The 13,330-nt window shown below is 67.2% G+C and carries 10 protein-coding genes and 1 tRNA gene; 3 read left to right on the top strand and 8 right to left on the bottom strand.

What is annotated here, in order from left to right; genetic code table 11:
• Positions 1-65: 65 nt before the first annotated feature.
• A complete protein-coding gene (locus tag NUV79_RS03430; RefSeq protein ID WP_257731683.1) occupies positions 66-1,250 on the bottom strand; it encodes a MalY/PatB family protein in 1,185 nt (394 codons plus the stop codon).
• Positions 1,251-1,538: 288 nt separating this feature from the next.
• Between NUV79_RS03430 and NUV79_RS03425 the strand changes: the two genes are divergently transcribed.
• Positions 1,539-2,726 (top strand): amidohydrolase, encoded by a 1,188-nt coding sequence (locus tag NUV79_RS03425; RefSeq protein ID WP_257731682.1) that lies wholly within the window; start codon positions 1,539-1,541, stop codon positions 2,724-2,726.
• A 101-nt stretch (positions 2,727-2,827) separates the two neighbouring features.
• On the opposite strand, the gene NUV79_RS03420 is transcribed toward NUV79_RS03425, so the two are convergent.
• Both NUV79_RS03420 and recJ read right to left on the bottom strand, forming a co-directional pair.
• Positions 2,828-2,902 (bottom strand) — tRNA-Glu (locus NUV79_RS03420).
• A gap of 102 nt (positions 2,903-3,004) precedes the next feature.
• Complete coding sequence (gene recJ, locus NUV79_RS03415) at positions 3,005-4,810, bottom strand: single-stranded-DNA-specific exonuclease RecJ (protein ID WP_257731979.1); 1,806 nt, start codon at positions 4,808-4,810, stop codon at positions 3,005-3,007.
• Between the two features lie 118 nt (positions 4,811-4,928).
• Here recJ and NUV79_RS03410 point away from each other — a divergent pair, with 118 nt between their 5' ends.
• Positions 4,929-6,584, top strand: a complete 1,656-nt coding sequence (locus tag NUV79_RS03410) for an FAD-binding dehydrogenase (RefSeq protein ID WP_257731681.1) — start codon at positions 4,929-4,931, stop codon at positions 6,582-6,584.
• A 49-nt stretch (positions 6,585-6,633) separates the two neighbouring features.
• Here the strand turns inward: NUV79_RS03410 and glpX are convergent, their stop codons facing one another.
• From glpX to NUV79_RS03385, 5 genes are all read right to left on the bottom strand, one after another.
• On the bottom strand, positions 6,634-7,632 hold the full coding sequence (gene glpX / locus NUV79_RS03405) for a class II fructose-bisphosphatase (RefSeq protein WP_257731680.1): 999 nt from the start codon (positions 7,630-7,632) through the stop codon (positions 6,634-6,636).
• Positions 7,633-7,673: 41 nt separating this feature from the next.
• Complete coding sequence (locus NUV79_RS03400; protein WP_257731679.1) at positions 7,674-9,026, bottom strand: homoserine dehydrogenase; 1,353 nt, start codon at positions 9,024-9,026, stop codon at positions 7,674-7,676.
• Positions 9,027-9,086: 60 nt separating this feature from the next.
• Positions 9,087-9,518, bottom strand: a complete 432-nt coding sequence (locus tag NUV79_RS03395; RefSeq protein WP_257731678.1) for a hypothetical protein — start codon at positions 9,516-9,518, stop codon at positions 9,087-9,089.
• Between the two features lie 105 nt (positions 9,519-9,623).
• Positions 9,624-10,844, bottom strand: a complete 1,221-nt coding sequence (locus tag NUV79_RS03390) for an LL-diaminopimelate aminotransferase (RefSeq protein ID WP_257731677.1) — start codon at positions 10,842-10,844, stop codon at positions 9,624-9,626.
• A gap of 183 nt (positions 10,845-11,027) precedes the next feature.
• Positions 11,028-11,390 (bottom strand): hypothetical protein, encoded by a 363-nt coding sequence (locus NUV79_RS03385; RefSeq protein ID WP_257731676.1) that lies wholly within the window; start codon positions 11,388-11,390, stop codon positions 11,028-11,030.
• 115 nt (positions 11,391-11,505) lie between these two features.
• On the opposite strand from NUV79_RS03385, the gene phaC reads away from it, so the two are divergent.
• Positions 11,506-13,326, top strand: coding sequence for a class I poly(R)-hydroxyalkanoic acid synthase (phaC, locus tag NUV79_RS03380; protein ID WP_308218156.1), 1,821 nt, complete (start codon positions 11,506-11,508; stop codon positions 13,324-13,326).
• Positions 13,327-13,330: the final 4 nt, after the last annotated feature.

The following is a 13,330-nucleotide window of genomic DNA, read 5'->3' as shown; positions in this document are numbered from 1 at the left end:
ATGTCCCGCGCGTGCAAGAGCCGGCGGTGCAGGCTTGGATTTCCCCTGCCGTCACCCGCTCTTCGTTACTGCAGGTCGGCGAAGGCGAGCTTCAGGCGATCGACCGCTTCCACGACCACCGCGCGCGGCGTCGCCAGATTGAAGCGCAGGAAACTCTCGCCGCCCTTGCCGAAGGTCGGGCCGTGATTGATCGCGATCTTCGCCTGTTTCTCGACGCGGGCGGTGAATTCGGCCGGTTCCATGCCCGTCCCTGAAAAATCCGCCCAGGCGAGATAGGTCGATTCCAGCGGCATCGAGCGCACGCCTGGAATCGCGTCGATGCCGGCATCGAACAGGCGCCGGTTGCCGTCGAGATAGAGGTTCAGCGCATCGACCCAGGCCGCGCCTTCCGGGCTGTAGGCGGCGGTCGCCATGGCCATGCCGAAGGAGTTCGGGGAGATGCCGAGCGCGTCCATGCGTCCGCGGAACAGGTCGCGCAGCCGGATGTCGGGAATGATGACGTTGCCGATATGGGCGCCGGCGATGTTGAAGGTCTTGGTCGTGGCGGTCATCATGACCAGCCGGTCCATGATCTCGGGCGCCGCGACCGGCATCACCGTATGCTTCTGGCCGGGCATGACGAGATCGTGGTGAATCTCGTCGGAGACCAGGATGAGGTCGTGGCGCTTGCAGAAATCGGCGATCGCGCGCAGTTCCTCGCGGGTCCAGACGCGGCCGCCCGGATTATGCGGCGAGCACAGGATCAGCATGCGCTCCTTGCCGGTCATCGCGGCGTCCCAGGCGGGGATATCGAGGACGTAGCGCCCCTCCTCCCGCGCCAGCGGGCATTCGACGACCTGCCTGCCCGACGCGGTCACGATGCGCGCGAAGGCATGGTAGACCGGAGTCATCAGCACGACGCCGTCGCCGGGCTTGGTATAGGCCTCGACGCAAAGCGCGGTGCCGTTCACCAGACCGTGCGTGGTGAAGACCGAGTCCGGCGAGACCTCCCAGCCATGCCGGTTGAGCATCCACCAACGGATCGCGGCGAGATAGGCGCGGTCATCGCCGAAATAGCCGTAGATGCCATGGGCGTTCATGCCCTCGAGGGCGCCCTGCACGCAGGCCGGTGGGCGAAAATCCATGTCCGCCACCCACATCGCGATGCCGCTATCGGCCGGCACGCCATAGACGGTCTCCATCTTGTCCCATTTGGCCGAGTGGGTGCCGCGGCGATCTATCCGCTCGTCGAAATTGGGGAGAAGCTGCATGTGGCCCTGCCAGCTAAGACGGAGAATATCCTTCCCCTAGCAGGTCTCGCGGGAGAACACAGCCACTGCCCGATGCAATGCAGCGGCACGACAAGCGCATTCCTCGAAGGCACCGGTCAGGCTCTCGCAGCTGGAAGACCGTCGGCTTGCCGGACACCGCCATTGCGCGCGAGGAAAAGGTCATTGCCCGTTTTGGAGCGCTCCAGATTCACGCGCAGCGGATAGGGTGCGGCCCGCCCCTCCCGCGATCTTCATGACAGCGACCCACGCCGTAACTCAGGAGCCGAAATGACCGACCTTCTGGTCACCAATATCCGCCCCGATGCGAAGGCCACATCCGATATCCTGATCAAGGACGGCCGGATCGCCGCCGTCGGGCCGAACCTGCCGCGCGAGCCCGGAGTACCGGTCCATGACGGCGCCAATGCCATCGCCATCGCGCCCTTCGTCGAGCCGCATGTGCATCTCGACAAGATCCTCTGGGGCCTGCCCTGGCACGGCATCAACGTCCCCCGCACCCTGCGCGAGATGATCGACAACGAGGTCGAGATCCGCAGGACCCTGCCCTGGGGCGTCCCGGAGCGCGCCGGCAATCTCATGCGCCAGTGCGTCGCGATGGGCTCAACGCATATCCGCAGCCACATCGACATCTCGACAGCGTACAAGCTGGACAACCTGCACGGCGTCCTCGAAGCCTGGGAGAAGACGAAGCACGCCGTCGGGCTCGAGCTCGTCGCCTTCCCGCAGACCGGCATGATGATCGATCCGGGCACGGCCGACCTGATGGAGGCGGCGCTCGACGAAGGCGCCACGGTGATCGGTGGCATCGATCCTGGCGGCATCGACGGCGACCCGAAGGGCCATCTCGACACGATCTTCGACATTGCCAGCCGCAAGGGCGCCAAGATCGACATCCATCTGCACGAGGCTGGCGATCTCGGCCTGTTCGAGATGGGCCTGATCGTCGAGCGGACCAGGGCGCTCGGCATGCAGGGGCGCGTCGTCGTCAGCCATGCGTTCTGCCTGGGCGATCCGCAGCGCGACAAGGTCGAGCGCATGATCGACATGGTGGTCGACGCGCGCATCGGCATCATCTCGGCGGTCCCCGGCGCGAACGTGTTTCCGCCGATGTTCGAACTGGCGCGGCGCGGCGTGAAATGCGCCATCGCCTCGGATTCGCTGCGCGATACGTGGAACCCGCACGGCAACGGCGACATGCTGGACCGCTGCTGGCTGCTCGCCTACCGGACCGGCAGCCGGACCGACGACAAGCTGATCGAATGTCTCGGCATGGGCACGCGCCGCGGCGCCGAGCTGCTCGAGCTGCAGGGCCATGGCCTGGAGACGGGCTGCGAGGGCAGCCTCGTCCTCATCGCGGGCGAGAACCTGGCCCAGATCGTCGTGGACCGGCCGAAGCGCGCCCTGGTCGTGAAAAGCGGGCGCATCGTCGCCCGCGACGGCAAATGGGTCGATTGACGGCCGCCTACGAAGCGAAACCCGGCATCGGCAAAACACCGATGCCGGAGGCAACCTCGACTGAGCGCTTGTGCATCGGCCTGTCAGGCCGCTCAAGAAAATGGCGCGGTCTACGGGAATCGAACCCGTCTTCCCAGCGTGAAAGGCTGGTGTCCTAACCGATAGACGAAGACCGCTTTGCCGCGAACCGCTGGGGTTCGTGCCGAAGCGGGGCGAGGTATAGTGGCAGCCCTGCCGCTCCGCAAGCACCTGTTCACAAGAAAATAGCCGGCAGCGCCTCAGGCCGGCCGGGCAAGGTCGAGGATGCGCAGTTCCGCCGTTTCCCGGCCGCCCCAGCGATTGAGCGAAAGCGTCGCGGCGAGATGCACCAGCTCGCCGCGCGCGGCGAACAGGGCCTGCCCCAACGGCTCCTGCGCGGCGCGGAAGGCGATTCCTCCGATGCTGGCGCCATCGCCCGAACGCAGCTTGATACGGACATGGCCGCCGGAGCCGATCTCGATGGCGTCGGTCAGGCGATGTGCCGGGAAGACGAAGACCGGCTCCGGACTTCCCGAGCCAAAGGGGCCGGCCTTGTCGATCTCGGCGAGAAGACGCGGCGTGGCGCCGCCCGCGCTCAGCGCGGCATCCACGAGCAGCGCTTCCGCATCGCCGGCTGCATCGACCTCGTGCTGAAGATGCTCGTTGAGGAAGGCTTGGAAGGCGTTGGCCTGCCCCACCGCCAGCGTCACGCCCGCCGCCATGGCGTGCCCCCCGCCCTTGATCGCGTGGCCGGCTTCGACGGCCGCACGCACGGCACGACCGAGATTGACCCCCGCGATCGAGCGGCCGGAACCGGTCGCGCCGCCCTCCCCGTTCAGCGCCAGCGCGAAAGCAGGGCGCCGGAAACGCTCCTTGAGGCGGGCCGCGACGAGGCCAACGATGCCGGGATGCCATTCGGCGCTGCCCGCGAGCAGGACCGGCAGCTCAGCCATGCCGGCGAGTTCTTGCTCGGCCTGTGAGACCGCCTCCAGCACGGCGAGGCGCTCAATCTCCTGACGCTCCTGATTGAGCCGATTGAGCTCGGTCGCAATGGTGCGCGCCTCGACCTCGTCATCGGTCAGGAGCAGGCGCGCGCCGAGCGCGGCATCGCCGATGCGCCCGCCGGCATTGATGCGCGGGCCGAGCAGGAAGCCGAGATGCCAGGGCTGGATCGGCCCGTCGAGGCCGGAGACGTCCATCAGCGCGGCGAGGCCCGGCCGCGTGCGGCTGCGCATCATCGCCAGCCCCTGCCGGACGAAGGCGCGGTTGAGCCCCTGCAAGGGCACAACGTCAGCCACCGTCGCCAGCGCGACGAGATCAAGCATCGCCAGCAGATCGGGCTCGCTCCCGCGCGTAGCCCAATGGCCCTGACGGCGCAGCGTGCGGCTGGTTGCAACCAGCGCCAGGAAGACGACGCCGGCGGCGCAGAGATGGCCAAGGCCGGAGAGATCGTCCTGCCGGTTCGGATTGACGAGCGCCTCGACGGCGGGCAGCCGCTCCGGTGCCTGATGGTGATCGAGCACGACGACATCGAGGCCGAGCCGGCGCGCTTCCGCCAGGGGATCCTCGCTGGTGGTGCCGCAATCGACAGTGACGAGCAGGGTCGCGCCCTCGCCCGCCAGCATGCGGATCGCTTCGCTATTGGGGCCATAGCCCTCGATCAGGCGGTCGGGGATGTGGATGCGCGGGCGGGCACCGGCCTGTGTGAGAAAACCGGCCAGCAGGGCCGAGGAACAGGCGCCGTCGACGTCGTAGTCGCCGAAGATCGCGACGCGCTCTCCCTTGATGCCGGCCTGCGCCAGGCGGGCGGCAGCTGCTTCCATGTCGGTGAGGACGGCGGGATCGGGCAGCAGGTCGCGCAGCTTCGGCTCGAGGAAGAGTGCGGCCTCGGCCGGCTCGACGCCGCGCGAGGCGAGCAGGCGCGCGAGGATGTCGGAAAGCCCTTCGCGTTGGGAGAGCGCCTCGGCCCGGCCGAGCCCTGCCGTATCGAGGCGATCACGCCAGGGGCGGCCGAGCGCCGAACGGCTCACGCCGAGGAAAATACGGGACTGCTGCACCAGACTCATCGTGCCAACGGCGTCGCGCATAGCGGGCGCGAGGTCAACCAGCGTCGAACTTGGCCGGGCCCGGTAGCCTCGCCATAGTACGGGCAGACCATCGGCAAAGCGGCATCGCGGGGAGATCATGCAGCACGAAACCGATGTGGCGATCGTCGGCGCGGGGCTTTCCGGCCTCGTCGCAGCCTGCGAGGTTGCAGAATCCGGGCGCAAGGTTGTGCTGCTCGACCAGGAGCCGGAGCAGTCGCTCGGCGGGCAGGCCTTCTGGTCACTGGGCGGATTGTTCTTCGTCGACAGCCCCGAGCAGCGGCGCCTGCGCATCCGCGATTCGCGCGCGCTCGCCCATGACGACTGGTTCGGCTCGGCCGGGTTCGACCGGCCGGAGGACGACTGGCCGCGGCGCTGGGCCGAGGCCTATCTCGATTTCGCCGCCGGCGAGAAGCGAAGCTGGCTGCATGCGATGGGCATGCGCTGGTTTCCGGTCGTCGGCTGGGCCGAGCGCGGCGGTTATCTCGCCACCGGCCACGGCAACTCGGTGCCGCGCTTCCATGTGACCTGGGGCACGGGGCCTGGCGTGCTGGAGCCCTTCCTGCGCCGGGCGAAGGAGGCACAGGCGAGGGGCTTGCTCTCCTTCCGCTTCCGCCATCGTGTCACCGGCATCAGCAAAAGCGGTGGGGTGATCGATGGTGTGGAGGGCGAGGTGCTGGAGTCGAGTTCGGTCGCGCGTGGCGAGAAGAGCGGGCGCGGCGTCACGGGCTCGTTCAGCCTGAAGGCGCGGGCCGTGATCGTCACCTCGGGCGGCATTGGCGGCAATCACGACCTCGTCCGGGCTAACTGGCCGGCGCGGCTGGGCCAGGCCCCTGCCCGCCTGCTCTCGGGCGTGCCGGATCATGTCGATGGCGCCATGCTCGGCGTGGCTGAGGCGGCGGGCGGACGCCTGATCAACGGCGACCGGATGTGGCACTATGTCGAGGGCATCGCCAACTGGGCGCCGATCTGGCCGAGGCATGCCATCCGCATCCTGCCCGGCCCGTCCTCGCTCTGGTTCGACGCGCGCGGCAACCGCCTGCCGGTGCCGCTCTTCCCCGGTTTCGACACGCTGGGCACGCTCGAGCACATCATGAAGACCGGCTTCGACTATTCCTGGTTCGTGCTGAATCGCAGCATCATCGCCAAGGAATTCGCGCTGTCGGGCTCGGAGCAGAACCCCGACCTGACGGGGAAGAGCTGGAAGCAGGTGCTGGGCCGTGCCGGCGGCGGCGTGCCCGGCCCGGTGCAGGCCTTCATGGACAAGGGCGCGGATTTCATCGTCGAGAGCGATTTTTCGCGACTCGTCGCGCGCATGAACGCGCTTGCCGGGGAACACCTGATCGTCGAGGCGCATCTGCGCGAGCAGGTCGAAGCACGCGACCGGGCTCTGGACAACCCCTTCGGCAAGGACCTGCAGGTCACGGCGTTGCGCGGCGCGCGCAACTATCTCGGCGACAGGTTGATCCGCACCGCCAAGCCGCACCGCATCCTCGACCCAGCCCACGGGCCTTTGATCGCCGTCAGGCTCAACATCCTGACACGGAAATCGCTGGGCGGGCTGATGACGGATCTGTCGTCGCGCGTGCTGGACGAGGTAGCCGAGCCGGTACCCGGGCTCTATGCGGCGGGCGAAGCCGCCGGCTTTGGCGGCGGCGGCGTGCATGGCTACCGGGCGCTGGAAGGCACCTTCCTCGGCGGCTGCATCTTCTCGGGCCGCGCCGCCGGGCGAGCGGCGGCGGGCGCTGTTGGATAGTCTCCAGCGTCATTCCGAGGCGCAACCCCGGAATGACGGCTATGGAAACTCAGTCGAGCTGAAACTTAGAGAACTCGCGGTGCTCGCCATAGATGCGGCGAACCGTGCCGGTGATCGAGCGGTAGACCAGCGTCTCGGTCTCGATGAAATCCTTGCCGAAGCGCACGCCCGAGAGCATGCCGCCATCGGTGACGCCGGTGGCGCAGACGATGACGTCGCCCGAGGCCATCTCCGACATGTCGTATTTCTTGTTGGGGTCCTTGACGCCCATGCCGGCGGCGCGGACGCGCTTCTCCTCGGTGTCGAGGATAAGACGGCCCTGCATCTGGCCGCCGACGCAGCGCAGCGCCGCCGCAGCGAGCACGCCTTCCGGCGCGCCGCCGATGCCGAGATAGAGGTCGATGCCGGTCTTCTCGGGCTGGGTGCAGAAGATCACGCCGGCGACGTCGCCATCGGTGATCAGGCGGATCGAGCAGCCGGTCTTGCGGACTTCCTCGATCAGCTTGGCATGGCGCGGGCGGTCCATGATCAGTGTCGAGATCTCGCTCGGCTTCACACCCTTGGCCTTGGCGAGCGCATTGATGTTGTCGGCCGGCGAGGCGTCGAGGTCGATCACGCCCTTGGGATAGCCCGGACCACAAGCGATCTTGTCCATGTAGACGTCAGGGGCATAGAGCAGGCTGCCGGCGCCGGCCATCGCCATCACGGCGATCGAGCCGGGCATGTCCTTGGCGCAGAGCGTGGTGCCCTCGAGCGGATCGACCGCGATATGCACCTTCGGACCCTGCTTGTTGCCGACCTTCTCGCCGATGAAGAGCATCGGCGCCTCATCGCGCTCGCCCTCGCCGATGACGATCTCGCCATCGATCGGCAGGCGGTTCAGCTCGCGGCGCATCGCGTCGACCGCGGCCTGGTCGGCCGCCTTCTCGTTGCCATGGCCACGCAGGCGGGCCGCGGCGACGGCGGCACGCTCGGTGACGCGCACGAGTTCCATCGAGAGATAACGCTCGATGATCTGGTCGGGGGAGATGCGGAGATCGACGGACATGAAAAGAGTCCCCTTGCAATGAGTTTGGCAGGTATGGCCGGTCAGGCCTGTTCCCGCTCTATGCGGATGACTTGCGGCGGTTCCGCGACATGACCGTCGGCGGTGACCTTCTCCAGCGCGGCGCGGATCGTGGTCTCGCTGGTGGCATAGGTGATGAGCACCACCGGGACCGGCGCGCCCGAGCGGCCGCCCGGATCGCGGTTGGCAGCCTCGGGCGAGCGGCGCTGGACAATACTTTCCAGCGAGATGTCGGCTTCCGCCATGCGGGTCGCGATCGCCGCCGCGGCGCCGGGGCGGTCTGCAACAGCGAGGCGAACATAGTAGCCGCCTTCATGGCGCTGCATCGGCGCGCGCTTCGCCTCTTCCAGGCGGGCAACCGGCAGGCCGAAGGGCAGGCCGGCCGTGCCGCGCGCGACATCGGCGATATCGGCGACGACGGCCGAGGCCGTCGGGTCGCCGCCAGCACCGGGGCCGACCAGCGTGATCTCGCGGACGGCGTCGGCATCGACGCTGACGGCGTTGAGCACGCCCATCACCTGCGCGATGGGGGAGGATTTCGGCACCATGGTCGGGTGCACGCGCTGCTCGATGCCGGTCTTGGTGCGCTCGGCGACGCCGAGCAGCTTGATGCGGTAGCCGAGATCGTCAGCCATCTTGAGGTCGAGCGGCGTGATCGCCGAAATGCCTTCGACATGAATCGCTTCGGCGTCGATCTTCGTACCGAAGGCGAGGCTCGTCAGGATCGCGAGCTTGTGGGCGGTGTCGAAGCCTTCGACGTCGAAAGTCGGGTCCGCTTCGGCATAGCCGAGGCGCTGGGCATCCTTCAGGCAGGCCTCGAAGGTCAGGCCCTCCTGCTCCATGCGCGAGAGGATGTAGTTGCAGGTGCCGTTGAGGATGCCGGAGATGCGGCTGACATTGTTGCCGGCCAGCGCCTCGCGCAGGGTCTTCACGACCGGGATGCCGCCGGCCGAGGAGGCCTCGAAGGCGAGCGCCACGCCCTTGCTCTCGGCGAGATCGGCGAGCGCGACGCCATGTGCCGCGAGCAGCGCCTTGTTGGCAGTGACGACATGCTTGCCGGCGGACAGAGCCGCCTCGACGGCCGCCTTGGCCGGACCGTCCGAGCCGCCGACCAGCTCGACCAGGCAGTCGATCTCATCCGATTTCGCCAGCGCGACCGGATCGTCGAACCAGGTGAGCCCGGCGAGATCGATGCCGCGGTCGCGGTTGCGGTCGCGTGCCGAGACGGCGGTGACGCGGATCGTGCGGCCGCAGCGCGCCGCCAGCGCGTTCTCCTGACGGCGCAGGATGCGCAAGGTGGAAGCGCCGACCGTGCCGAGGCCGGCAAGTCCGATGCGCAGGGGCTGGGAGGCAGGCGAAAGAGGCACGCTGGTCATGCGCGCGGCGTCGCATGAGGTGCGGCGCGAGTCAACGTGGAAGCCGTAGCGAGCCCAGCTTCAGCCGAAATGGCAGACGACCTCGGCCGCGACGCGCTTCACCTTGCCATCCTCGAAACCGAGATAGATGCGCAGCAGATTGGTGCCGAAGGCGGTCGCCTTGATGGTGTGCAGCGCTTCGATCGTCGTCCCCTGGGAAACGGTGCTGTTCTCGACGGCGGGGGTCCAGAACCACGGCTTGGGTGGATCGATCGTAACTTCCGAGAGGATGCGCTCGGCATCGGCCCGGCCGGTCCCGACCGGGATGTAGCGCAGGACGATTTCGGTCGCGTCACGCGCGCATTCGCGGCCATTGGTGACGGCCAGCACATCTGAGACCAGGGCCGAGCGCGTCTGCGGGATGCGGCCGCGGGAATAGTCATAGGTCGCGACGAGGCAGATCAGCGCGAAGACGGCGAAAGCGACGCCGAGCAGACGGCCTTTGCGTGACATGGAAGCGAGCCCCGGGCGCGATGCGGAGCGATCCGTCCGCATCGCATCGGTTCCCATGTTTTGCGGGCGCGGTCCAGAGGCATGCAATGCCGCAGCCGCCCCGCCCTAGCCGGCCTTCGGCATCTGGATGACGTTGTGCAGCGTCGTGTCGGCGCCCTTGAGGAAGCGGCCGATATTGCGCGCGGCCTGGCGGATGCGCTGCTCGTTCTCGACGATGGCGATGCGGACATAGTCGTCGCCATGCTCGCCGAAGCCGATGCCCGGCGCGACCGCGACCTCGGCCTTCTCGATCAGCAGCTTCGAAAATTCCAGCGAGCCGAGATGGCGGAACTTCTCGGGGATCGCGACCCAGGCGAACATGGACGCTTCCGGCGCCGGAAACTCCCAGCCGGCCTTGCCGAAGCTCTCGACCAGCGCATCGCGGCGCTTGCGATAGATATCGCGCATCTCGCGGATGCAATCATCCGGGCCGTTGAGGGCTGCCGCCGCCGCAACCTGGATCGGCGTATAGGCGCCGTAATCGAGATAGGACTTCACCCGTGCCAGCGCCGCCAGCAGGCGCTCGTTGCCGACGGCGAAGCCCATGCGCCAGCCGGCCATCGAGAAGGTCTTCGACATCGAGGTGAACTCGACCGCGACATCGATCGCGCCCGGCACCTGCAGCATCGAGGGCGGCGGATTCTTGTCGTCGAAATAGACCTCGGCATAGGCGAGGTCGGAGAGCAGGATCAGCTCGTGCTTCTTCGCGAAGGCGACGAGGTCCCGGTAGAAATCGAGCGAAGCAACATAGGCGGTCGGATTGGCCGGGTAGCAGGTGACGAGCGCGATCGGCTTCGGCACCGAATGCATCATCGCCCGCTCCAGCGCCGGGAACATCGCCGGCGTCGGCTCGGCCGGGACGGAGCGAATCACGCCGCCGGCCATCAAGAAGCCGAAGGCGTGGATCGGGTAGCTCGGATTCGGCACCAGCACGACGTCGCCCGGCCCGGTGATGGCCTGCGCCATGTTGGCGAAGCCTTCCTTGGAGCCCAGCGTCGCGACGACCTGCGTGTCGGGGTTCAGCTTCACGCCGAAACGGCGCTCGTAATAGTTCGCCTGGGCGCGGCGCAGGCCACCGATACCCTTCGAGGCTGAATAGCGATCGGTGCGCGGCTTGCCGGCGGTCTCGACCAGCTTCTCGATGACGTGCTTCGGAGCCGGCAGGTCGGGATTGCCCATGCCGAGATCGATGATGTCGACGCCCTTGGCGCGCTCGGCGGCCTTGATCTTGTTGACCTGTTCGAAAACGTAAGGCGGTAGGCGCTTGATACGGTGAAAATCGGTCATCTCGAACAGGTCCTCGGCCGCCGACGGGCGGTGTCATGATTGCGCCGGGATTACATCCTTGCGTCGAGGGTGCTTAGCACCGCATCTTTCGTCATGACAGAGCAAAATACGCAAGTTCTTGCGATTCGCGGTGCGCACGAAGGCGCCCGCCCGAGCAATCCGGCGCTTCGGCCGGACCTGTTCTCAGTTCTTGGGGATTTTTGCCGGCTCCGGCGGCGGCGTCGTGCCGAGCGCCTTGGCGGTGTTGCCGGCAGCCTCATTGGCTTTCTGCTTGGCCTCGAGCGCGGCCTCGATCTTCTTGTAGTCCTCGACCGGCTTGCGCGGCGCGGTGCGCGTCACACTCGACCCGACTGGGACGTATTCGAGATCGGCCGGGCGGGTTTCCCGCACGAAGGCCTTGGATTCCTGCGGCGTGGTCGCCAGGCCCGCAGCCTCGGCCACGCCCTTGAAGCCCTCGTCGCTGCCGCAGCCGGCGAGCGCCACGCCCACCGCAACCAGGGCCGCCGGAATCAGGAGCGGCTTTTTCGCGGAGATTTCAGTCGGCATCGGGACATCCAGCGGTTGTCGATTTTGCTTGGTAAAGCACAGCGGCTGCGTCCTTAATAGGACCAAAATGGAGCGCGATGCGCTATCCTATAACGAGCGGGGGAAAGGGCAGGCCATGAGCGGAAAAAGCGACAGGGCGAAGGACACCACCGGCCCGGCTGAGGCCGCTGCCCCGGACTTCGACCAGTTCGCGCAGAATATGGGCCGGCTCGTCGAGGAGTATGGGAAGGTCACCGCCGCCTATCTGAAGCCGATCGAGCGCGGCGAGGCCAAGACCGGCCAGGCCGACGAGGCCAGCGACATGGTCAAGACGCTGGGCCGCGTCGCCGAGCGCTGGGTCAACGACCCCTCCAAGATCATCGAGGCGCAGGCCTCGCTGACGGGCGACTTCATGAATCTCTGGAGCACCGCGTTGAAGCGCGCCAGCGGCGAGGAGGTCGCACCCGTCGCCGAGCCTGACAAGCGCGACGGCCGCTTCAAGGACCCGGACTGGACCAACCATCCGACCTTCGACTTCATCAAGCAGGCCTATCTGATCGGCTCGCGCTGGGCCGAGACGATGGTCGACAAGGCCGACGATCTCGATCCGCACACGCGCGAGAAGGCCCGCTTCTACATCAAGCAGATCGCCGGCGCCCTCTCGCCCACCAATTTCGTCGCGACCAACCCCGAACTGCTGCGCGAGACGATGCAGCAGAACGGCGAGAACCTCGTGCGCGGCATGAAGATGTATGCCGAGGATGTCGAGGCCGGCGGCGGCGAGCTCAAGATCCGCCAGTCCGACGGCAGCGCCTTCGAGGTCGGCGTCAATATCGCGACGACGCCGGGCAAGGTCATCTTCCGCAACGAGATCATCGAGCTGATCCAGTATGCGCCCTCGACACCACAGGTGCTGAAACGGCCGCTGCTGATCGTGCCGCCCTGGATCAACAAGTTCTACATCCTCGACCTCAACCCGGAGAAGAGCTTCATCCGCTGGTGCGTCGAGCAGGGGCTGACGGTCTTCTGCATCTCCTGGGTCAATCCGGATGCGCGCCATGCCGCCAAGGATTTCGAGAGCTACATGCGCGAGGGCATCTTCGCAGCGCTCGATGCGATCGAGGACGCGACAGGCGAGAAGAAGGTCTCGGCGATCGGCTACTGCGTCGGCGGCACGCTGCTTGGCGTGACGCTGGCCTATATGGCGGCGGTGCGCGACAAGCGCATCGAGAGCGCGACCTTCTTCACCACGCAGGTCGATTTCTCGCAGGCCGGCGAGCTCTCGGTCTTCGTCGACGAGGAGCAGATTCGCGCGATCGAGGAGCAGATGGCCCGGACCGGCTATCTCGACGGCTCGCGCATGTCCGGCGCCTTCAACATGCTCAGGCCGAACGACCTGATCTGGTCCTACGCCGTCAACAACTACCTGAAGGGCAAGGCGCCGACGCCCTTCGACCTGCTCTACTGGAACTCGGATTCCACCCGGATGCCGGCGGCGAACCACTCCTTCTATCTGCGCAACTGCTACCTCGACAACAAGCTCTCCAAGGGCGAGATGCGGATCGGCGGCAAGACGCTCGATCTCAAGCAGGTGACCGTCCCGATCTACAATCTCGCGGCGCGCGAGGACCATATCGCCCCCGCGCAGTCGGTCTTCAACGGCTCGCAATGCTTCGGCGGACCGGTCGAGCACGTCGTCGCCGGCTCCGGGCATATCGCCGGCGTCGTCAATCCGCCGGCCAAGGTGAAGTACCAGTACTGGACCAGCGGGCCGGCCAAGGGCCGCTATGCCGACTGGCTGGCCAAGGCGGACGAGCATCCGGGCTCCTGGTGGCCGCACTGGTTCGGCTGGCTGGAGGCGCAGGCGCCGAAGAAGGTCGCGGCACGCGAGCCGGGCGGCGGCAAGCTTAAGGCGCTCGCCGATGCGCCCGGGACCTATGTGAAGGCGAAGGCCTGAGGCC

Origin of the sequence: Allobosea sp. 47.2.35, from assembly GCF_024655635.1 — a bacterium.
Taxonomy (GTDB): domain Bacteria; phylum Pseudomonadota; class Alphaproteobacteria; order Rhizobiales; family Beijerinckiaceae; genus Allobosea.
The sequence above is the reverse complement of the archived record's forward strand: the minus strand, read 5'-3'. Positions and strand labels throughout refer to the sequence as shown.

What these genes read in the sequence shown, in the direction of transcription:
- recJ (WP_257731979.1), bottom strand. Translation starts at nt 4,810, where the DNA reads ATGAGTCTGGTGCAGCAGTCCCGTATTTTCCTCGGCGTGAGCCGTTCG.
- NUV79_RS03425 (WP_257731682.1), top strand. Translation starts at nt 1,539, where the DNA reads ATGACCGACCTTCTGGTCACCAATATCCGCCCCGATGCGAAGGCCACA.
- NUV79_RS03385 (WP_257731676.1), bottom strand. Translation starts at nt 11,390, where the DNA reads ATGCCGACTGAAATCTCCGCGAAAAAGCCGCTCCTGATTCCGGCGGCC.
- phaC (WP_308218156.1), top strand. Translation starts at nt 11,506, where the DNA reads ATGAGCGGAAAAAGCGACAGGGCGAAGGACACCACCGGCCCGGCTGAG.
- NUV79_RS03430 (WP_257731683.1), bottom strand. Translation starts at nt 1,250, where the DNA reads ATGCAGCTTCTCCCCAATTTCGACGAGCGGATAGATCGCCGCGGCACC.
- NUV79_RS03400 (WP_257731679.1), bottom strand. Translation starts at nt 9,026, where the DNA reads ATGACCAGCGTGCCTCTTTCGCCTGCCTCCCAGCCCCTGCGCATCGGA.
- NUV79_RS03395 (WP_257731678.1), bottom strand. Translation starts at nt 9,518, where the DNA reads ATGTCACGCAAAGGCCGTCTGCTCGGCGTCGCTTTCGCCGTCTTCGCG.
- glpX (WP_257731680.1), bottom strand. Translation starts at nt 7,632, where the DNA reads ATGTCCGTCGATCTCCGCATCTCCCCCGACCAGATCATCGAGCGTTAT.
- NUV79_RS03410 (WP_257731681.1), top strand. Translation starts at nt 4,929, where the DNA reads ATGCAGCACGAAACCGATGTGGCGATCGTCGGCGCGGGGCTTTCCGGC.
- NUV79_RS03390 (WP_257731677.1), bottom strand. Translation starts at nt 10,844, where the DNA reads ATGACCGATTTTCACCGTATCAAGCGCCTACCGCCTTACGTTTTCGAA.